24 protein-coding genes and 1 riboswitch are annotated in these 21,032 nt (G+C 36.8%); of the genes, 11 read left to right on the plus strand and 13 right to left on the minus strand.

Annotated elements, in window-relative coordinates; genetic code table 11:
* The first annotated feature begins 24 nt into the window (after positions 1-24).
* The 5 genes from tnpB (at position 25) to H6622_07855 (ending at position 4,091) form a co-directional block, all read left to right on the plus strand.
* Positions 25-378 carry an IS66 family insertion sequence element accessory protein TnpB gene (gene tnpB / locus H6622_07835; GenBank protein ID MCB9061414.1) on the plus strand — a complete coding sequence of 118 codons (354 nt, stop codon included), beginning with the start codon at positions 25-27 and terminating at the stop codon, positions 376-378.
* A gap of 45 nt (positions 379-423) precedes the next feature.
* Positions 424-1,707, plus strand: coding sequence for an IS66 family transposase (locus H6622_07840; protein MCB9061415.1), 1,284 nt, complete (start codon positions 424-426; stop codon positions 1,705-1,707).
* An 87-nt stretch (positions 1,708-1,794) separates the two neighbouring features.
* Positions 1,795-3,057 (plus strand): IS21 family transposase, encoded by a 1,263-nt coding sequence (locus H6622_07845; protein MCB9061416.1) that lies wholly within the window; start codon positions 1,795-1,797, stop codon positions 3,055-3,057.
* Positions 3,054-3,809 (plus strand): ATP-binding protein, encoded by a 756-nt coding sequence (locus H6622_07850; protein MCB9061417.1) that lies wholly within the window; start codon positions 3,054-3,056, stop codon positions 3,807-3,809. The genes H6622_07845 and H6622_07850 overlap by 4 nt, the downstream gene beginning before the upstream one ends.
* A gap of 42 nt (positions 3,810-3,851) precedes the next feature.
* Positions 3,852-4,091, plus strand: coding sequence for a transposase domain-containing protein (locus H6622_07855; GenBank protein ID MCB9061418.1), 240 nt, complete (start codon positions 3,852-3,854; stop codon positions 4,089-4,091).
* A 52-nt stretch (positions 4,092-4,143) separates the two neighbouring features.
* Here the strand turns inward: H6622_07855 and H6622_07860 are convergent, their stop codons facing one another.
* Positions 4,144-4,317 (minus strand): Rrf2 family transcriptional regulator, encoded by a 174-nt coding sequence (locus tag H6622_07860; GenBank protein ID MCB9061419.1) that lies wholly within the window; start codon positions 4,315-4,317, stop codon positions 4,144-4,146.
* Between the two features lie 192 nt (positions 4,318-4,509).
* Between H6622_07860 and H6622_07865 the strand changes: the two genes are divergently transcribed.
* Positions 4,510-4,668 (plus strand): hypothetical protein, encoded by a 159-nt coding sequence (locus H6622_07865; protein MCB9061420.1) that lies wholly within the window; start codon positions 4,510-4,512, stop codon positions 4,666-4,668.
* 235 nt (positions 4,669-4,903) lie between these two features.
* Here the strand turns inward: H6622_07865 and H6622_07870 are convergent, their stop codons facing one another.
* From H6622_07870 to H6622_07880, 3 genes are read right to left on the minus strand one after another with little or no spacing between them, the layout of a single operon-like run.
* A complete protein-coding gene (locus H6622_07870) occupies positions 4,904-5,302 on the minus strand; it encodes a glyoxalase (GenBank protein ID MCB9061421.1) in 399 nt (132 codons plus the stop codon).
* Positions 5,303-5,306: 4 nt separating this feature from the next.
* On the minus strand, positions 5,307-5,513 hold the full coding sequence (locus H6622_07875; protein MCB9061422.1) for a hypothetical protein: 207 nt from the start codon (positions 5,511-5,513) through the stop codon (positions 5,307-5,309).
* Between the two features lie 13 nt (positions 5,514-5,526).
* Positions 5,527-6,171, minus strand: coding sequence for a hypothetical protein (locus H6622_07880; protein MCB9061423.1), 645 nt, complete (start codon positions 6,169-6,171; stop codon positions 5,527-5,529).
* Positions 6,172-6,349: 178 nt separating this feature from the next.
* Between H6622_07880 and H6622_07885 the strand changes: the two genes are divergently transcribed.
* Positions 6,350-7,588 carry an alginate export family protein gene (locus H6622_07885; GenBank protein MCB9061424.1) on the plus strand — a complete coding sequence of 413 codons (1,239 nt, stop codon included), beginning with the start codon at positions 6,350-6,352 and terminating at the stop codon, positions 7,586-7,588.
* On the opposite strand, the gene H6622_07890 is transcribed toward H6622_07885, so the two are convergent.
* The 9 genes from H6622_07890 to H6622_07930 all read right to left on the minus strand — a co-directional run bounded on the left by H6622_07890 (position 7,585) and on the right by H6622_07930 (position 14,551).
* A complete protein-coding gene (locus tag H6622_07890; protein ID MCB9061425.1) occupies positions 7,585-8,334 on the minus strand; it encodes a sulfite exporter TauE/SafE family protein in 750 nt (249 codons plus the stop codon). The genes H6622_07885 and H6622_07890 overlap by 4 nt on opposite strands.
* Positions 8,324-9,304: a ThiF family adenylyltransferase gene (locus H6622_07895; GenBank protein ID MCB9061426.1), complete on the minus strand. Its 981-nt coding sequence runs from the start codon at positions 9,302-9,304 to the stop codon at positions 8,324-8,326. The genes H6622_07890 and H6622_07895 overlap by 11 nt, the downstream gene beginning before the upstream one ends.
* Positions 9,294-9,731, minus strand: coding sequence for a molybdenum cofactor biosynthesis protein MoaE (locus tag H6622_07900; GenBank protein ID MCB9061427.1), 438 nt, complete (start codon positions 9,729-9,731; stop codon positions 9,294-9,296). The genes H6622_07895 and H6622_07900 overlap by 11 nt, the downstream gene beginning before the upstream one ends.
* 1 nt (position 9,732) lies before the next feature.
* Complete coding sequence (moaD, locus tag H6622_07905) at positions 9,733-9,972, minus strand: molybdopterin converting factor subunit 1 (GenBank protein ID MCB9061428.1); 240 nt, start codon at positions 9,970-9,972, stop codon at positions 9,733-9,735.
* Positions 9,969-11,075, minus strand: a complete 1,107-nt coding sequence (gene mobAB, locus H6622_07910) for a bifunctional molybdenum cofactor guanylyltransferase MobA/molybdopterin-guanine dinucleotide biosynthesis adaptor protein MobB (GenBank protein MCB9061429.1) — start codon at positions 11,073-11,075, stop codon at positions 9,969-9,971. The genes moaD and mobAB overlap by 4 nt, the downstream gene beginning before the upstream one ends.
* Positions 11,065-11,553, minus strand: a complete 489-nt coding sequence (moaC, locus tag H6622_07915; protein MCB9061430.1) for a cyclic pyranopterin monophosphate synthase MoaC — start codon at positions 11,551-11,553, stop codon at positions 11,065-11,067. The genes mobAB and moaC overlap by 11 nt, the downstream gene beginning before the upstream one ends.
* A 1-nt stretch (position 11,554) precedes the next feature.
* Entirely contained in the window at positions 11,555-12,490 is a 936-nt protein-coding gene (gene moaA, locus H6622_07920) for a GTP 3',8-cyclase MoaA (protein MCB9061431.1), read from the minus strand.
* Positions 12,481-13,686 carry a molybdopterin molybdotransferase MoeA gene (locus H6622_07925; GenBank protein MCB9061432.1) on the minus strand — a complete coding sequence of 402 codons (1,206 nt, stop codon included), beginning with the start codon at positions 13,684-13,686 and terminating at the stop codon, positions 12,481-12,483. The genes moaA and H6622_07925 overlap by 10 nt, the downstream gene beginning before the upstream one ends.
* Positions 13,679-13,795, minus strand: a riboswitch (molybdenum cofactor riboswitch). It overlaps the preceding gene by 8 nt.
* Positions 13,796-13,894: 99 nt before the next feature.
* A complete protein-coding gene (locus tag H6622_07930; protein MCB9061433.1) occupies positions 13,895-14,551 on the minus strand; it encodes a hemerythrin domain-containing protein in 657 nt (218 codons plus the stop codon).
* A 99-nt stretch (positions 14,552-14,650) separates the two neighbouring features.
* Here H6622_07930 and H6622_07935 point away from each other — a divergent pair, with 99 nt between their 5' ends.
* The 4 genes from H6622_07935 to narH all read left to right on the plus strand — a co-directional run bounded on the left by H6622_07935 (position 14,651) and on the right by narH (position 21,022).
* Positions 14,651-14,929 (plus strand): hypothetical protein, encoded by a 279-nt coding sequence (locus tag H6622_07935; protein ID MCB9061434.1) that lies wholly within the window; start codon positions 14,651-14,653, stop codon positions 14,927-14,929.
* A gap of 189 nt (positions 14,930-15,118) precedes the next feature.
* Positions 15,119-15,877 (plus strand): c-type cytochrome, encoded by a 759-nt coding sequence (locus tag H6622_07940; GenBank protein ID MCB9061435.1) that lies wholly within the window; start codon positions 15,119-15,121, stop codon positions 15,875-15,877.
* Positions 15,878-15,894: 17 nt separating this feature from the next.
* Positions 15,895-19,509: a nitrate reductase subunit alpha gene (locus tag H6622_07945; GenBank protein ID MCB9061436.1), complete on the plus strand. Its 3,615-nt coding sequence runs from the start codon at positions 15,895-15,897 to the stop codon at positions 19,507-19,509.
* A 22-nt stretch (positions 19,510-19,531) separates the two neighbouring features.
* Positions 19,532-21,022, plus strand: a complete 1,491-nt coding sequence (gene narH, locus H6622_07950; protein ID MCB9061437.1) for a nitrate reductase subunit beta — start codon at positions 19,532-19,534, stop codon at positions 21,020-21,022.
* Positions 21,023-21,032: the final 10 nt, after the last annotated feature.

Below are 21,032 nucleotides of genomic sequence, written 5' to 3' on the forward strand. Positions count from 1 at the left end.
TCGCCAAGCTTCTGGGAGAACTAAGTGATACTCAAACTCAGTGATTTTGAAAAGATCTATCTCTACAGGCCATACACGGATTTTAGAAAGGGAATTATGGGACTGAGTGCCATCGTCCAAGATGTGATGGAACTCAATCCCTTTGAGCGCTACCTCTTCATTTTTTGTAATAGTAAAAGAAACGGACTAAAAGTTCTCTACTGGGATCATTGTGGTTTTGCCATGTGGTATAAAAAACTGGAAAAAGAGAAGTTTAAATGGCCCTCTCACCTAGAAGGTGAATCGATTGTAGTCGATATTGCCAAGGTTGAGCAGTTCCTTGAAGGGCTAAATCCCTGGCAGGCGCCTTTTTCTGCATTAAATTACCAAAAAGTTTAGTTATGGCCTTGGCCAATCGAGATTCGTTTGGTAGCCTTTCTATCAATGAAGATAGAAGAGTTACCGAACGACATTAATGAGCTCAAAAAGTTATTCATTAAAGAGATCGATTCCAAAGAGCGAGAAATCTCCCAATTAAAAGATACAATTCTTTTATTACAACGTAAGAAATTTGGCCCTTCCTCCGAGGCCTCGAAAGACCAGTTAATGTTATTCAATGAGCTGGAAGACGTTGTGGATACTGAGGAAGGTGACGAAGATGAGGAGATCACTTATAAGCGCAAGAAGAGAGGAAAGAGAAGTCCTCTTCCTCCAGAGCTACCCAGAGTAGAAGAAGTGATAGACCTTACCGACGAAGAAAAGGAAGGGATGAAGTGTATTGGCGAAGAGGCTACTGAGAAGTTAGAGATAACTCCCGCGAAGGTCTTTGTCAGAAGAATTGTTCGCAAGAAGTATGCGCCAATTGAAGGTGGTGACGAAACTATAAAGATTGCTCCAGTCCCAGCTGAGCTTCTTCCTAAGTCAATGGCATCGGCAAGCTTAATGGCCTATATCATTACTGCCAAGTACTGTGATGCTCTTCCCCTTTATCGGCAGGAGCATATTTTTAAGAGAATCAGTGCAGAGATTACCCGCCAAAGCATGGCGAGATGGTTAATCAAAGTGAGTGATCAACTTGTACCTCTCTATAATCTTCTTCAAGAAAAACTCCTTACAAATACCTATATCCAAATGGATGAAACGACGGTTCAGGTTCTTAAAGAAGATGGAAAGAAAGCGACCAGTAAAAGTTATATGTGGGTTCGCCATGCTCCGGGAGAGCAACCAATTCTTCTTTTTGATTATGCTCCAAGGAGAGCAGGAACGGTTCCATTGGAACTACTTGATGGATTTAAGGGTTATCTCCAAGTGGATGGTTACGACGGGTATAGTAGCGCCTGTGAGCAGTACAAATTAGATCGCTTAGGATGCTGGGATCACTGTCGTCGTAAGTTCTTTGAGGCGTCGAAGACCTCTAATGGAAAAGGGATTGGAAAGAAAGGAATCGATCGAATCAAGAAACTCTACAAAATTGAAGATAAGATCCGCCATCTGTCGCCTGAAGAAAAAAAGAACATTAGAAAAGAGAAGTCATTGCCCCTATTGGAAGAGTTTAAAAGTTGGATCGACGGACTTCGAGGGAAGATAACTCCAGAGTCTCGGGCAGGAAAAGCGATTACCTACGCTTGCAATGAGTGGAACTACCTGGTCCGTTATGTGGAAGATGGTAGACTCAATATAAGCAATGCTTGGGTTGAGAATGCTATTCGCCCTTTTTGTAAATTTTAATTGAATAATCCCCAAAAATTACATTTGAAAATTCCCCACGCATAGCAGTGTACAATGTAAACACTAACAATTTTCATGGAGGAATAAATGTTAAGTGTAAAGGTTTGGGGAATGATCAGAAATCTAAAAAATAATGGATTGAATATATCAGAGATATCTAGAAATCTTAATTTTGACAGAAAGACTGTACGAAAATTACTAAATAGTGAAACACCTCCACAAGGATATAGTAGAAAAAAATCAGCCTCAAAATTAGATGACTATAAAACCTATATTGACGGTAGACTTCAAAAATATAATTTAACAGCTAAAAAACTATTCAAAGAAATCAAACAACAAGGATATTCCGGTGAATATGTAATTGTTAGTAAGTATGTAAAAACAATTAAGGACAAACATCGGGCAAAAGCAGTTCTCTTATTTGAAACTTTACCGGGAGAGCAGGCCCAAGTTGATTGGGGATACTTCGGAAAATTATATGATCAGGATTTAAAAAAAGATGTTCGATTATGTTGTTTCGTGATTGTACTAGGTTTTTCGAGAACAAAATTTATTCATTTTTTTGATGGCGACAATACTGAAAATTTTTTAATGGGCCATAATAAATCTTTTGAATATTTTGGTGGACATACAAAAGACATTCTTTACGATAATTTAAAATCAGTTGTGATTAGAAGAGCTTTTAGGGTCACAGATTCAGAGTTTAATAAAAGATTTATGGAGTTTGCTGGTTATTATGGTTTTAATCCAATTTTAGCACGCCCTTATAAACCTAATACCAAAGGAAAAGTTGAAAACACTGTTAAATATGTTCGAACTTCATTTTTTGATGGGGAAACATTTAAATCACTGAAGGACCTCAACAGTAAGGCCTTAGACTGGTTAAATGAAGTTAATAATCAGGTTCATTCAACAATAAAAGAAAAACCATTTGATAGATTAAAGCATGAAAACTTAATAACAGTTGAAAATAAATATTTTGATCTATCAAAAATATATTATCGAAAAGTTTTTATTGATTCTCATTTTAATTTATTTTCAAAAAAATATTCAGTTCCCTATCAATACGTAAACAAAGAAGTCGCAATAAAATTGAGTGAAGAAAATATAATTGTTTATTATCGAGAAAAAATTATTGCTGAACATACCATAAACGAATTAGGAACTATTTATATAACTAACCCGGAACATTTAGATGGACTTGCAGAAAAACGATATGGTTCTGGTTATCGCCCAAAAATTAAAGAAAGCAAAAAAACTAATAATGAGATTCATACTGTTTCTGGCGTCGATTTAAATATCAATGTTGAAGAAAGAGACTTAAATTTTTATCAAGGAGTATTACAATGAACTTTTCCTATGAAAGACTTAATCAAAATTTAGAGGCATTAAAGCTGACAAAAATTTCTGAAATTTTAGATAATTATCTAGAACGAGCAGTAAAAGAGCAAGCATCAATAACAGAAGCATTAGATTATCTAGTGAATGAAGAAAGATGTCACAAGGATGAAAAATCGCTTAAAATGAGAACAAATGTTGCGGGATTCCCTTATCGGAAAACATTTGAACAATTTGATTTTAATTATCAACCTTCTATTGATGTAAAAACCATAAATGAACTGAGGACAATGCGTTTTGTAGAAAATGGAGAGAACGTAATACTACTAGGGCCACCAGGTGTTGGAAAAACTCATTTATCAATAGCTCTCGGAATGGATGCCGTTAGAAACAAATATAGTTGTTACTATATGAATTGCCACGAATTGATCACAGCACTTAATAGATCACAGTTTGAAAATAATTTAGCAACGAAACTAAAAACATTAACCAAGTACAAAGTTCTAATTATCGATGAAGTAGGCTATCTACCATTTGATAAACAAGGGGCAAATCTGTTTTTTCAATTAATATCAAAACGATATGAAAAGCATTCAATAATATTAACCTCTAATAAAAGCTTTTCTGAATGGGGTAGTATTTTTGGAGACAATGTAATTGCATCTGCTGTTTTAGATAGACTTTTACATCACTGTACAGTTGTGAATGTTAAAGGTGAAAGCTATCGATTAAAGGACAGAAAAGATCAATTAAAAAGAAATTAATATATTTTTTACTTAGTAGTGGGGAATTTTCAAATGAAATAAATGGGGAATTTTCAATTAAAATTGACATTTTGCATAGGCCGGAAAAATTGGCTTTTTAGCGCTAGTGTAAACGGAGCGAAGGCCAGTGCGATGTACTACTCTTTAATCGAAACGGCCAAGATGAATGGCCTGGATCCATTTGACTATCTCAACCGAATGTTAGATAAGCTTCCCCACGCAAAGACCGTTGATGATTTTGAACGGCTTTTGCCACTGAAAGGCCAGTTCTTGGCCGATTAAAAATTGATTAATCAAGAGAAAAATTGCGATATCTGAGACGGGCATTTACCGCTTACCCAGGAGAAGATGTTATAAGTCCTAGTTCAGACAACCTGTTTACAACGACACTTAAGTGATTTTTATTAACTTCAAAATATTCGGCAATTTCTTTAATTGTAGCCTTTTCTCTGCTTTGTAAAAATATTAATATTCTAAGTGCGTAATCTGTTTTTAGGGTTAACTTCATTCTGTTTCCTATAATATAGCCTCAATCGAACTCGCTTAGCATTCTAGCTATTTATATATTATGAATGAGTTTTTAGTTTTTTGATACTAGAAAGTAAGTAGAGAGCAATTGCATCTCCATATTACTGTATTATATTTATCTGTTACCTGATATGATATATATCAAATATATTAATAGGTGATAAGGATTCAAATGAAAAATGGCAACAGCGAAAAACAGGATAATTATTTTATAGCTGAAAAGGGTGATTTTTGTGTTTTTTCATTAATGGGAGAGTTAGCTGGAAAAAAAGAAGGTTCTCTTGAAAAATGCTTTGAAGAACTTGAGTCAATTTTTTATAATATATTTTAGAGAAGTTACTTCAGTAAAAACATCATCCCATAGAATATTTGCCCTTATGCAAAAGATGATTAGGGATAAGATGGGCTTTATTCGTATATGTGGTTTGCATCCAAATATAAAAAAAGAGTTCCTAGATTCGGGTATTGTTAAGGACGAAGAGATTTGCGATAACATTCGCACCGCAACCGCAATATTCGAGCTAGTTAAGTTTCGAAAAACCTAGTAGTACTTGAATTTAGCAAAATCATGGTTGTTTTTTAATCTTTCTCGAAGCGAAAGCCAGTATATGTCCATCAGGATCAGCACTATAAGCAGCAGTATCTCCCCAATCTCTTTGCATTAATGGGCTCAATTCTTTAGCCCCTGTTTTTATGGCCTTTTGGTGATAATCACCTGGATTATCCACTATCAAATATAACTCCGATCTAGGCATTCCATTGGCCAATGACGGATAACTAATAACATCTCCCAGTAACTTTTTAATTCCATGTTCGGGCATAAGCCCTAAAATACATCCATCATTTAAAGTAAACTCAGTCATTCCAGGTACATTTAGAGTGGGTTCAGTACTAAATACACTTTTATAAAAATTTGAACTTCTTTCTTGATCTTTAACATAAAAAATGAAGTGGGCTTTTTGCACGATCTTAACTCGACAGAGTTGATTCTTTTATTTTATTAATTTCTTGCTTCTTCAAATCTTCGTATTTTTCATCTAGATACTTCAAGGCTTCTTTTACTAAATCAACAGGCGAATTAGACACATGCTCTCCTTCAATCATTGCATGACAAACTGTTTTCACTTCACCTAAAAACCTATCCACTGTTTCTTTGTAATACTTTGTTTTATCCATAAAATTCTCCTTATTAACATCCGGGCAAATAGTGAAGCCCTTTATTAAGCATAACCATTTCTTGGATGTCGTCGACGACTTGAATTATATCATCAATTAATTTTTTAGCTCTTAAAACATCTTCCTCATTTTGAAGAAGGTTATTTAAATATTTTTTCCCCATCTCATGATGATGGAGCTCATCTGCTTGAATGTTTTCATAAGTTTGAAGAACTTCACTAAAATTATATTTCTTACAAAATGTTAAAAATAGTTCATTCCTTTTTGTCGCTAATAATTCTCTTGCAAATGGACCGGTAACGATTCTTGAAAATGTGTCATTAATCTGATCTAAATGATTGAATAGGGGCGAATAGTTGCCATCAAATGAAAAATCTTCAGCTGTTAATTCTTCTATTAAAAGTAAATGCTTCGCTTCATCTGAAGCAAGCCTCATCAGGGAACATGCAAACTTAAAATCCTTTTCATCAAGGGCCCATTTCGAACTTATCAGAGCTGTTTCCCACTCATTCTTTTTTGCTGCAAACAAAAGTTTTTTGAGCATTAAACTTGGATTTTCGATAGTAGAGGCACTTGCATTTGATTGGAGCTTTGATAGCGTTCCATCAATTTTTTCTTGTAAAAAACTATCAACCTCATTTAAGTAAATTGAACTCATGATCCTACTCTTCGGTTCCATTTCTCAAGTGATAACTATAGAAATATTAAAAGCATAAGTCACTTAATACATTGATCAATATCATTATTAATCTCATAGAACTAGTATTTAATATATTTTAAATATATGATTATTGCGTATTTAAACCTGTGCGTCAATGAAATTTGAAGGAGTCGCTGTGAGATCAATATTTATTTTTGTTTTAATTATTTTATCATTTTCTACTTATGCAATGGAAGTATCCAAAATAGATTTAGGGTTAGAGGCCAGAGTCCGAGCAGAGAGTAGAAATAACAAAGATTTTATGGATAATTCAGGTGATAGACTCTCATATACGGCCTCTCGCTTTAGGCTTCAGGCAAAAGCAACACTGGACGAAACTGGAAACTATCTTTTCTTTCAACCTCAATTTACCAAAACGTGGGGACAAGAAGAGGTCACAGCGAATGACGGAGCGGCCACAACATCTTCGCAGTCAAGCGGAGCGCTGAATGATACTGGCCTAGACACTCACCAAGCTTATATTTACTGGAAACCAATTGAATCTCTTAGCGCAATTATTGGTCGTCAAGAGTTTAATTATGGAGATCAACTTTTAGTTGGCGCCGTAGGATGGCATAATATCGGTAGAAGTTTTGACGCTTTAAAAATTGTATTTCAAATTACGGATGGTCACAAATTGGATATTTTTAGATCAAAGTTAGTTGATGAAAATATATCATCCTCATCCAATGGTGATTTTGATTTCAGTGGAATCTACTATTCAGGGTCATTTGGAGAAAAATTGAAGGCCCTAGATGTTTATATATTTGATAAAGCTGATCATCGTTCAAATACTGATTCTGATATCTACACTTTTGGTTTGAGAGCAAAGTCGAAAATCAAAAGCTTCGACTATAGGTTCGAGGGAAACACCCAGACTGGAAGAAAAATTAGCGGAGTAAAGAAAGATGGAAATCAGTTTGATATCGAACTCGGATATAATCTTGAAAAGCTAAATATTCGGTTAGGAGCGGAATATTTCAGTGCAAGTAAAGATTTTGATCAGTTATTTCCCACTGCGCACAAATGGCTTGGGCTTGCTGACTTCTATCAAAGAAGAAATATTAAGGGTTATGTTATTCATTTAGGAGGTTCACTTAAGAAATTGAGCTACAGGGCGTCTTATCATATGTTTAAAAGAAATAATACAGATGGTCCGGCTTACAATTTTGGTGGTACTTCTTTAGGAACAGTTGGAACAAGTGACGACTTAGGTAACGAAATAGACCTTACACTTGGCTATAATTGGAGTAAATCAATAAAACTTGCCGCTGGTTATGCGCTGGTTAAGCCTGGTTCCTATCAAAAAGATCAAAATGCTTCTAGCACAGACACTGGTCACTGGAGCTTTTTACAAATGCTCGCAAAATATTAAATGATATTTATGATTAGCCTGCTTGATACAATCAATATTAAGCAGGCTGAGGCTATTTTGACTTTTTGATGTGATAAAATCGAAGTAGAAATTCTAGAACCTATCTGCCCTCCGAGAAAGACAGCTACAATCAAGAGAAGATATTTTGAATTGTAAGAAATCAATTGAAAGTTATTCTTACCCAGCTGTCCCATCAGACCAAATATAGAGTTAACTAAGATGAATAGAGACGCGGTTGCAGCTATATTTTTTGGTCTTTGCCATCCTAAAAGATTTAGCAGTGGCGACAAAAATATTCCGCCCCCTATCCCAGCTACACCTGAGAAAAAACCAATTATACCCCCTAAAATAAAAAAACCTTTTTTTGTTCCAGGTCTTGGATCTTTGCCAGACAGGTTCTTTTCAGTTGAAATCATCAGTATTCCTGCTACAAAAAGAAGAACTCCGAGAATACCTTGGTATGTTATCTTATCAATGGGAATTGAGCCGCCTAAAAGTGCCGCAGGCACCGAAGTAATTAAAAGAGGTGTCAGAAGCGATGAAGACAATAATCCTTTTTTGTTAAAATTATAAGCACCTCCAGATACAACTACTATATTACAAACAAGGGCCATTTGTGGAATTAAAAGGTAGTCAATTCCTGCTATCGAAAGAATTGCGATATATGATGATCCTCCACCAAACCCCACCATGGAATATATGATGGCAACAAGAAAAAAAAGAAGTCCTAAGATCTCAATTGACATTGTCCCCCCCATAGAGAGAAAAGATGTTGTAATAGCCCATTTTTCTTAGTTTTTTTACAGTATTAAAGCTTCTAATTCCTCTTTGACAGATGAACAAGTAGTCCTTTGAACGATCTAGAGTCAAAGGGTTTATTTCAGGCGTTTTTCTTAGGTCAATAACGTTTGAAAAATCGTTTTTATTTGTGACTTCAAAATCTTCAAGATCAAGAGAATCAACTGCCGTTTTAATATTTGCCTGCACACCACAAAGGGGACAATTAATTTGCTTGGACCATCTAATTTTTCTCATCATCATTGTCTTAAGGTCTATCGTTAGAGAAACTCCTTGTGGAAGTTGGTCAAAATTCAAAATCATTTTTATGACTTCATTACATTGTAGCGTCCCAAAAACACCGGCCACTATTCCTAATACTCCAGCCTCTTCACAATTACCGACACAATTTTTTCCTGGAACTTGTGGCCAAAGACAACGTAGGCAGGGTCTTTTACTTTCAACAGAGTAATCAAAAACCTGTAACTGTCCTTCAAATTGATAAATACTTGCTTGAATCAATTTTTTTTTGGTTAGAAATGATAAATCATTTATTAAAAACTTTGTTTCAAAATTATCACTACAATCAACAATGAAATCATATTTTTCAATTAATTGGGAGCCATTTACTGGTCCAAAGCGTTCACAATGAGGAATTATATTGCACTCACTATTGAGTTTTAGGAGATTTCGCCTTGCTGCGATTGGTTTTAAATCTCCAACCTGAGATTCATGAAAAAGAATTTGCCTATGAAGATTACTTTCACTTACTTGGTCATTATCACAAATTCCTATAGTACCTACTCCTGCAGCGGCCAGATATTGGAGAAGAGAGCCACCTAGGCCTCCTGCTCCAACAACCAATACCTTTGCATTACTTAATTTTTCCTGACCTTCTTTTCCAACTTCCTTGAGAATTAATTGTCGTTCATATCGCATGATGCCCACCCCCACACTGATGGCATGCCACCCAGATAGGATCTTCGTTTACATAATGCTCTCTTTTCCAAATTGGGACGCAGCTTTTCACTTTATCTATAATATATTGATTAGCTTCGTAGGCCGCTTTTCGATGTTTAGATGTTACGATAATCCAAACTGCAATATCACCTATTTGAAGATGTCCTTCTGCATGGATACAATAGACATCCAGAACATCAAATATTTTAGCCGCATCATTTAGAATGTTATTCCCCTCTTTAATCGCCATAGGTTTATAGCACTGGTACTCTAAGGAGCTAACACGTTTGCCATCATTGTGGTTTCGTACTTTACCCTCAAAGGTTACAACGGCACCTGCTTCAGGGTTATCAAAGCGTGAGATCAAATCACCTGGAAAAATTTTTTTATTACTAATATGAAACATTTTAACCTCCTGCCACGGGGGGGATAAATACAATTGTGTCCCCGTCTTGAAGGATTGAGCTGAAATGTGAGTATTCTTCATTAATTGCTACTTTTAATTCCTTTTCTCCTAGTGAGAAATGATATTTACTTTTTAGTTCTTTCAGTAACTCTTTAGGAGTATTGGCCGACGTTTCAAGTAGTTCATGACTCTTTCCGGCTTGTTCTCTCATTGCTGCAAAATATTCTATTTTTAAGTTCATGAAATCCTCCCTATGATTTGATTGTAATCTTCAGGTGTATTGGCATTTACGACTGTATTTCGATTAATTGGCATTATTGTCTCAATTGGGCTGTTCATAAGCATTTTCCTTGGACACATAAATCTTAAGGAATAAAATTGAAGTAATCGAGAAAAGGCTTTTGGCTCGTAAAGTGTGCACAAAGGTTCTGCCCAGCCCTTCTCTGGGTTGGTAAAGCAAGAGGCAAATTTAAAAGGATTTCTATGTCGGAATAATTTATTTAAATTTTCCAAATCCAAATAGGGAAGATCACAGGCCATCACCAACCATGCTCCAGATTTTTTCTCCATCGCTGATAATATTCCGTTCATAGGGCCCGCTACCGGAAAAGAATCGTGAATCTGTGGCAGATCTTTTAAGTGTGAAAGGTTTTGTTGTTCAGCTCGACAAGATACAAACGCTTCATCACATATTTGTGAGAGCATATCAAAACAATGATGAACTTGAGGTTTCCCATTATAATTCAAAGCCCCTTTATCATTACCCATTCTTTTGCTGTGACCCCCTGCTAAAACCAGACCATAAACAGGAACTTTATCAATTTCTTTTTTTAAATAATCCTGGATAAATTGCGAAATTTGGTCAATTTTATCTCTTTGGAAATATGGCAGTTTGAAATCGAAGGGAAGCTCATCCTCTACACCTATAAAACCTAGAACATTTTCGAGTTTTCCTTGCTTATAGTCTTCAAGAATGTTTTGTTTACAATCTCCCTCTCCTAGAACTACTAATTTAGGTATTGTTGTTGATTTATGGCCCTCAACAAGTACAAAATCTAAATTGAGGTTGTTTATCTTAGCATCAAAAAGGTTACTTCTTCCTCGGCCTAGACGTGCCCACTTATCGTCATTGTGAATAAAAATATTCATGGCACCGGAAATCATGGCCTTCCAAGTGTCCTTACCCTCCTTGTCCATTTCAAAAGAATGAGCATCATGCTTTATAAATCCGACTGAATAGTCTGAAGAAAATTTCTTTAATAACCTTTCTATTAAATAGGTTTTTCCACTACCAGAGTACCCACAAATGGCGAATTCATAAGCGTGGAACATCTTATTTTTCAATGTAGACTCCTTCCTTTATCGTTCTTTTTCCACCTGTCTTTTCTATTAATTTAGTATCTCCGATAGTAATTTCATGAGATATGGCCTTGCACATATCGTAAATAACAAGGGCACTTACGGTAGAGCCTGTCAAAGCTTCCATCTCAACTCCTGTTTTTCCATAGCATTTAACTTCGCAATCAATAATCAACTTTTTATCTAATGGAGTAATAGATATTTTTACTGAATCAAGTATTAGAGGATGGCAAAAAGGGATTAAATCATGGGTCTTCTTGACTGCCATCGTCCCAGCGATAATTGCAGTATGAAGAATTGGCCCCTTTTTAGTGACAAAATCCTCTCCGTCAAAGTGCTCCCAAACTGTATCAGGTAAAGTCAAAGTCGTTTGTGCCTTTGCCAAGCGATGGCCTACAATTTTATCTGAGACATCTACCATTGTAGGATTATTATTTTTATCTATATGGTTCAGTCCCTGCATATTATCCTCCGACTTGGTACATGGGTTGTACAAGTTCTTCGACTCTATCAATTGGTTTTAAACTCATAACTTTTTCAAGGAGCGGTCGATACTCTTCAGTTTTTAAATTCCGCAAACTCGGTCCATCATTTATCATTAAGCAGGGGCGTAATTTTCCCTCGGGACCTAATCTTAAGCGGGAGCATCCACCACAAAAGGGCCGGGATTCTGAGGCAATAAATCCAATTTTTCCACCGTTTTGTGTAACAAAATTAAAAGAGGTAGAATCTACCGGCATTGTATATTCTTTAAGCTCCCAGTTGCTCATTATTCGTTTGATGATCTCGTCAGCGCTTATAAACAATTGTTCAAAGTTTTCGCGGACCACTCCTATCTTCATTAATTCGAGAAAACGAATTTCAATATCATTTTGTTCTGCAAACTCAATCAAATTAAAAACTTCATGATCATTAATCCCTCTCATCAGAACAGTATTAAGCTTGACGTTAAAGTCCAATTCTTTTGCCATTAAAATTGACTCTAGAACAGCTTCTAAAGAGTTTGTCTTATTGATAAAAGAAAAATTTTTCTTATCAAGCGAATCCAAACTAATATTTAAATGCAAACACTTAGTATTTTTTAATTCTTTAAGGTGCTTTTTCAATTTAATAGCATTTGTCGTTAGACCTAATTTTTTTAACGGGAGTTTTGATAATCCTCTCACAATATCTAAAAAATCAGCTCGAAGTAGAGGCTCGCCACCTGTAAGTCGGATTTCATCAATCCCTAAATTAACTAAATTAGTGCAAATATCCAGAAGCTCTGTAGCTTGAGGACAATTTGATTGAGGCATGAATTCTATTTTTTCAGGCATACAATAGAGGCATCTCATATTACAAGCATCTAATAAAGAAACCCTAAGTTTGTGTATATGTCTTCCATGACTATCTATAAGCAAGTTTTCCCCCAAGGATAAAAAGTAAATATTGACCCCACCTTATATGTTTCTAGCTCAGGAGCCAATTCAAGAAATCCATCGGACTTCGTTAATGAAAGGTAATCTCCTGAGCCATTCCCCAAAATGGGCGTCGCCCAATATACACCTTCATCACGGTCAATTTTTACAGCTTGAAAAAGCGTCATCGCTTTTTTAAAAACTACTTCTTCCCTCAAGTGTACATTTATCAAATTTTCTTTAATAAGATTTGGAATAACATAACGACGTAAATTCATAAGGCAAGAAACTGGGTTGCCTGGCAATCCGAAAACTATTTGTTTTCTTGGTCCGGTCCCAAACCATAAGGGCTTGCCTGGTTTTTGCGCTACTTTATGAAAAATTTTACTAACTTTCAGATCGCTCAAAACCTGTGGTACGTAGTCAAATTTTCCTTTGGATACGCCACCCGTTAATAAAATCAAATCGTGATTTTTTAAAATATCTTGTAAGCTATGAAATAAGGTTTGTTCGTTATCTGGTATATGCCGTATATTTATTTTGTCGTAACCAAAATTTTCTAGTTCGCTTTTTAATGCGTATGAGTTGCTCATATAAATTTGATGACGATCTGGAATCTCATTAAGCTTAACAAGCTCGCTCCCAGTGCTAATGATTGCTATTCGAGGGCTCCAAAAAACTTTTACTTTTGAAATACCTTCAGAGGCCAATACTGCAATGACAGGTGAAGATATTTTCTGACCTTTTTCAAGTATACTTTCACCTGCCTTGAGATCACTACCTTGTTTGTGAATATTTTTAAAAGACTGTATGGCCTGATTCTCAAGCTCTATATGTGCAATATTGTCTTCAATGTTTAGTTGCTCATAAGGGACAACCATATCGGCATTTTCAGGCAGGATAGCCCCAGTCATGGCCTCAAGACAGCCAAAATTTTTGTCTTTTAATATTTTTTGAGATTCACCAGCTGCTTGAATGCCTTCTATTTGAAATGAAAATTTTGGATTGAATTTTTTTGCAAGGTCTGAGCAGATTGCGATTCCATCCATTGCAACTCTATCAAAAGGCGGCAAGTCTCTCTTAGAGTAAAGATCTTCTGCTAAAGTTCTTCCTCTTGCCTTCTCTAACGAAACAAATTCAGTTTTGGTATTATCAAAGTATTGACGAACGAGATCATTCGCCTCTGTGGTGGTAATCATTGTTACACTTCCTTTCCAATTCGGGAAACCAGGTCGTTTCCAACCTGACCGCGTCCTGATTTCATAGTTTTAAACCTTAGATAATCAGGATTTAGAAGTTCTAAAGAGTCATAATAAAACTCTATGCTTGTTGTTACAATACTAAATAATTGTAAACAATGATCTTTAAGTATCTTTAGAGATGATTTTTGTCAGAAATTAAATGGTGCTAATTGGCCAAGAATCCCTGCTCTACTAGAGTCCACTCTTTTGCGGTAAGCATATTTTGCGCTTGGCCAAATATAATATTATCTTCTCGAAATATATGCAAATCTAGCAGCTCCAACAATTCTTCTGCGTTCTTATATATCTGGTTAACCAATACAGCATGTGAGCTTTCATGTGAAATCTTGCTTGAAAGCAACAGAAGGTTTGAAAGAACTGCTACTAAACTTGTTGCCTGAAGATGATCATCTTCTAAGACTTTTATGCCTGTAAATGGATTGGGTCCTGGGCTGTGCTCATTATTATCCAATAGCTTCTTGTTAAGAATAGGAAAGAGAACTCTCTCTTCTCTTTTATTGTGTTCAACAAAATCATCGGCCATGTAATCTAAAAATTTACTCATGATTTCAAATGAGCTTTTAGATAGACTTCTGGATTCTTTAATTTCTTCAACACAAGATTTGATCTTATGTAACTCACTAATGAACTCATCATGGTCATCAATTAATTGTTGCAAAAAGGGATGTAGTTCTTCATATGCAACTTTACAGTCTGATGGAGGCTCTCGACCCTCAGGTGGGGACATCGGGCTCAACTCCTGGCCCATATCTGCTGCTGATACGGTTACTTGTCTTTTAATTGGATCACTCTTTATATTCATAATGTGTAGTTATAGCAGATGACATCTCATGACGCAAAATGATTTGTTGAGATTAAAATGTTGGACTATCCTTTTCAAAAATTTAACGTAGAGGTTACTATGAACGACGTGTCAGACATGGATTTGGAAAAATTGCTAACGGTGGTGAGTCACTTTTGCTTTGATGCATTGGAAGAACTTATTCCATTTGAGAAGTTGACCGATTCAGAACGAGATAGAGTTATGAAATCCTGTTTGAAATCTTTGGAAGTAGCAACCATTGTTCATAGAAAAATCTTAAAAAACCCTGATTTAAATCATGAAAAACTTGATCTTATTGTTGGAGCTTTGAACGAAAAGGATTATGAACTTGCAAGTTTCCACTTAAACAAAAAATAAAATCTTATTGAATTTTAAACGTTCGCAGATTTTTTTTACTGAATTAATCTAACAAAATGATTTTAATCATTTTTTTTGTTGGCTATTCGTCATTCTTATTCTAATATTTTAAATATATTAATTAGTAAAGGTAATAGTTTTAGCTAAGGTGTTCCTATGATGCACAGACCTGTGGTCGTAATTTTATTCATGTTGATATTTATCACAACTTCTCATTCATTTGAACCAGCTACATATTTTCAAACCAAATGTCTCAGTTGTCATACTGTTGGGCAAGGAGATGATGTCGGTCCTGACCTAAAAGGAGTCACGAAAAGAAGAGATAAGCAGTGGTTGATCCATTTTATACAGGATTCGCAAACTCTTATTGAAAACGGTGATCCAATCGCCAATAAGCTTTTTATTAAATACAAAAAGAAAAAAATGCCAGAGCATGAGCTAACTAGTGAAGAAGCCGCCCAGCTTTTAACTTACATAGAAAGTGGAAAAGTAAAAGCTGATGTAAAAAAAATAAGATCAGCACTGGATGCGAATCCATTTGAGTTAGAAAATGGGAAAAAGCTTTTTATGGGTCAGGTTAAGTTGGCCAAGGGGGGGCCATCTTGTATCACCTGCCACTCAGCAGGAGATGCTGGAGTCTTGGGAGGTGGGACTCTTGGGCCAGATTTAACCAATGTGTACACAAGCTACAACGATAAAGGCCTTGAAAAAGTTATTCGAAATATTAATTTTCCTACAATGGTAAATCTTTATAAAAATAAAGAACTTACAGAAGATGAAGTCTTTCAAATCAAATCTTTTCTTTGGCAGACTGATCGCAAAGAAAAGGTTGATCATGGCCATAGGAAAAAGTTTCTTTTTATTGGAATATTGGGATTTTTATTGGTGCTAGGATTTTTTGATCTGCTTTTTAAGAGCAGAAGTAAGCAACAGCATAGAAGGGACTAAGTCTGAGGAGATAAATAATGAGTTGGATTGACGATATTATTTCACCAAAAACGAGATTGTGGGAAGAGTTTTACCGCAATCGCTTCCAACACGATAAAGTTGTACGTTCCACTCACGGAGTAAATTGTACAGGGAGCTGTTCTTGGAATGTATGTGTAAAGGACGGTATTGTTACCTGGGAACTCCAAGCTGTTGACTATCCTTTAATTAATAATGAGGTTCCTCCTTATGAACCAAGAGGTTGTCAGCGAGGAATATCTTTTAGTTGGTACTTATACAGCCCTATTAGAATTAAATACCCCTATGTCCGTGGTGCTTTAATGGACATCTGGCGAGATGCAAAAAGAAAATTTAATGACCCCGTCGAAGCCTGGCAATCAATTCAAAGCGATAAAAATTTAAGAAAGAGATATCAAAAGGCCAGAGGAAAGGGTGGATTTAGACGAGCTAGTTGGGATGAGATGCTTGAAATTATTTCAGCTTCAAATATTTCAACTGTAAAGAAATACGGTCCCGATAGAATTACTGGTTTCTCTCCAATTCCCGCAATGTCGCAAATTAGCTACGCAGCTGGAGCAAGGTTTCTTCAATTAATGGGTGGAGTAAATCTTTCTTTTTATGATTGGTACTGTGATCTTCCCCCCGCATCTCCTGAAACATGGGGAGAGCAAACGGATGTGGCGGAATCAGCTGATTGGTACAATTCAAAAATGGTTGCCATCATGGGGGCAAACCTAAATATGACAAGAACTCCAGATTGCCACTTCATTCCAGAGGCGAGAACTAACGGCTCTAAGGTTGTCGTTTTCTCTCCCGATTTTTCTCAAGTAGCAAAATTTGGAGACGAATGGGTTCCCCTTCATGCTGGTTCAGACTGTGCTTTTTGGATGGCCGTAAACCATGTTTTGTTAAAAGAATTTCATTCTGAGAAAAAGGTTCCTTACTTTTTAGACTATCAAAAAAAATACACAGATAATCCATTTTTAATTGAGTTGGTAAAATCTGAAAATGGGTACAGACCCGGTAAATTCTTTCGAGGAAATCGTCTAAGTGAATTTGCTTCCGAGGAGCACGGTGATTGGAAGTTTTTAGTAATTGATGAAAAAAGCGGTAAGCTTAAAATGCCAAAGGGAACAATCGGGCATAGGCATCAAGAAAAACTAGGGCAATGGAATCTTGAATGGAAAGACTCAAGGGATGATAGTGAATTTGAGCCTAAACTTTCGCTAATAGACAATAAAGATGAAGTACTGGAAGTTGAGTTTCTTGAGTTTGGTCTAGATAAGAAATTTAATAGAGGCGTTCCTGTCAAAAGGTTGAATACAGTTGATGGAGAAGCATTCGTAACTACTGTATATGACTTGATGATGGCCCAATACGGAGTGAGCAGAGGATTGGATGGTGATTTTGCCGTATCCTATGATGAAGAATCCATGTCCTATACACCTGCTTGGCAAGAACGCTTTACAGGAATTGGACGAGAGACTGTTATTAAGTTTGCGCGGGATTGGGGTAATACAGCAAGAGATACCAACGGCAAGTGTTCGGTTATTATAGGTGCAGGAATAGACCACTGGTACCATAACAATCTTATGTATCGAGCACCTATAAATGCATTGATACTTTGTGGGTGTATTGGAGTCAATGGTGGCGGTTTAAATCACTATGTTGGCCAGGAAAAATTGGCTCCAGCGGAGCCTTGGGGAGCGATTGCCTTTGCAAAGGATTGGCAAGGTCCTGTAAGGCTACAAAACTCGCCCTCTTGGCATTACATGCACACTGATCAATGGCGCTACGATGGTGATTACGATGAGATTAATTCATCTCCAGAAGAGCATAATTTATCAAAAGGACATACCGCCGATCTAAATGCAAAGGCCGTAAGAAACGGATGGCTTCCGTTTTTCCCTCAATACAAAGAAAATTCTTTAGATCTTTGTAGTGAGGCTCAAAATAATGGAGCGAACAGCGACGAAGAAATCAAGCAGTATGTTTTTAAAAAGATAACATCTAAAGAGATCACTCCTGCAATCGAAGACATAGATGCCGAAGAAAGCTTTCCTCGGGTCTGGTATATTTGGCGAGGTAACGCGATCGGTACTTCATCCAAAGGTCATGAATATTTTTTAAATCACTACCTAGGGACTCATACGAATAAAATTGCAGAAGACTGTGCTCAAGATTCAGTTAAAGAGATAAAGTGGTACGAAGAGGCACCTACGGGTAAAATGGATCTCGTAATTGATATTAATTTTAGAATGGATACTAGTGCTCTTTATTCCGACATCGTTCTCCCTGCAGCTTCTTGGTATGAAAAATTTGATTTAAATACCACGGATATGCACAGCTTTATTCATCCATTGGCCGCGGCCATCCCTCCAGTATGGGAAAGTAAATCCGATTGGCAAACTTTCAGGGAGATTGCCAAACATACTTCTGAACTTGCTAAAAAGCACTTCGGATCACCTGTAAAGGACATAGTATCCGTTCCTCTTCAGCACGACTCGATAGATGAATTATCTCAACCAGAAATAAAAGACTGGGCAAAAGGTGAATGTGAGCCTGTACTTGGAAAGTCAATGTATAAGCTGGTTGTGTGTGAAAGGGATTATACAAAAATTTATGATAAGTACTGTACCTTTGGTCCACTCGCTAGAAATAATGGAATTGGTGCGCATGGTGTGAAGTATGATATAGACGACTTTTACGACAAAATGCTTGAAACTCATCCTACAAAGTCATTCGATGGTAACACCTATCCCTCCTTATATGAAGATATTGAAGTTTGCAACACCATACTCCACCTTGCCTCGGTAACCAATGGTGAATTAGCTTATCGAGCATATAAGAATATGGAAAAAAAGACAGGCTTAAAACTTGCTGATTTAGCTGAGAAAAACCGTTCAATCCGCATGAACTTTAAAGACATACAGGCGGCACCGAAAAGGCTCCATTCGAGTCCTGTTTGGTCGGGCTTAATGGAGGGTAATAGAACTTACTCTGCTTTTACCTATAATGTTGAGAGAATGGTTCCTTGGAGAACCTTAACTGGAAGGCAAAGTCTTTACTTAGATCATGAGGGTTATATTGCTTTTGGGGAAAACCTGCCAACTTATAAGCCGAGTCCAAGTCCAGAGCATTATGGCGACCTCGTAAAAACTAAGCCTGAAGGAAATTGTTTAAGACTAAATTATCTAACCCCTCATGGAAAGTGGCATATACATTCAACCTATGGGGACACCTTGCGCATGTTAACCCTTTCTCGGGGAGCCGAGCCTTTTTGGATGAGTCCAGAAGATGCAAAGAAACTTGATATTGTGGATAATGATTATGTCGAGGTTTTCAATGATCATGGCGTAATTGTTACTCGGGCCAATGTAAGTGCACGTATTCCACCTGGAGTTTGCATCGTCTATCACGCCACTGAGAGGACATACTCGGTTCCGAAATCTCCGATACGTGGGAACAAAAGAGCGGGGATGAACAACTCGTTAACAAGGGTGCATTTAAAACCGAATTTAATGGTGGGAGGTTATGCTCAGTTTACCTATCACTTTAATTATTGGGGACCGACTGGAGTAAATCGGGATACCCATATTTTAGTACGTAAACTGGATAACCCTACTTGGTAGGTTGGAAAACAAGGAAGAGTGAATGAATATTAGATCTCAAATCTCAATGGTGTTTCATCTAGACAAGTGTATTGGATGCCATACCTGTTCCATTGCTTGTAAGAACCTTTGGACTGATAGGAAAGGTGCAGAATACATGTGGTGGAACAATGTCGAGACCAAGCCTGGGACAGGCTATCCTCACAAGTGGGAAAATCAGGATGATTACAAAGGCGGTTGGGTTAAGAAGGGTAAAAAAGTGGACCTTCGAGGAGCTGGAAAATTCAGATCCTTGAAAAATGTATTTCACAATCCTAATCAACCGACTCTTGATGATTATTATGAGCCTTGGACATATAGCTATTCTGACTTGATTGATTCTCCGGAGGGTAATGATCAACCTACGGCCAGACCAGTATCTTTAATTACTGGAGAGAAAATGGAAGTCAAATCAGGTCCGAATTGGGATGATGATCTTGGTGGTTCTGAAATATATGCTAAAAACGATCCCAACTTTGAAGTTCTAAACAAACAAGAGCAGGAGGACCTATTTAAGTTAGAGAAACTTGTAATGATGTACCTTCCTCGAATATGCAATCACTGTTTAAATCCGGCCTGTCTCGCAGCTTGTCCATCTGGTGCTATTTATAAAAGAGGGGAAGATGGAGTTGTTTTAATAAATCAAGAAAAGTGCCGTGCATGGAGAATGTGCGTAACGGCCTGTCCTTATAAAAAGTCTTATTACAACTGGAGCACAGGTAAATCAGAAAAATGTATTCTTTGCTATCCAAGAATAGAAGCTGGAGAAGTTCCAGCTTGTATGCATTCTTGTGTTGGGAGAATTCGCTATTTAGGTGTTCTTCTCTATGATGCGGACAAATTAGAAAAAGTTGTTCACATGGATGAAGATAAGCTTATTGACGGACAATTAGATGCCATCGTTGACCCTTTTGACCCTAAAAATATTCAAGAGGCCCGAGCAAATGGTGTTAGTGATGCGATGATCGAAGCGGCACAGAAATCCCCCATTTATAAATGGGTGAAAGAATGGGGAATGGCCTTACCTCTTCATGCTGAATATAGAACTTTGCCTATGCTTTTTTATGTTCCACCTCTTCTACCAGTAATGGGTAATGTGAGTGAGAATATCTATAACCAGGAAAAGCAAACGTACTTCACTAGCATTGATGACTGCCGCTTACCTGTTAAATACTTAGCAAATCTCTTTTCTGCCGGCGATGAAGGTAGAGTACGTCAGGTTCTTAAAAAATTAATGGCCGTTAGAATTCACCGTCGTGGTGTAACAGTTAAGGATGTCCAAGAAGAGCATGTAAAAGGATGTCTTCAGGAATCAGGAATGTCTGATGAAATGGCTGAGGCCATCTATAAGCTTTCCTCTTTATGCACCTTTGAAGAACGTTTTGTCATTCCAGCAAGTCATAAAGAAGAGGCAATTGAAATGACGAAAATGGTTTTAGATCATAAGGGTGAAACAGGCTTTGGCTTCAAGGACAAGCCTGAAAGGATTTTATAGTAGGAGCTGT

Source organism: Halobacteriovoraceae bacterium (assembly GCA_020635115.1).
Taxonomy (GTDB): domain Bacteria; phylum Bdellovibrionota; class Bacteriovoracia; order Bacteriovoracales; family Bacteriovoracaceae; genus JACKAK01.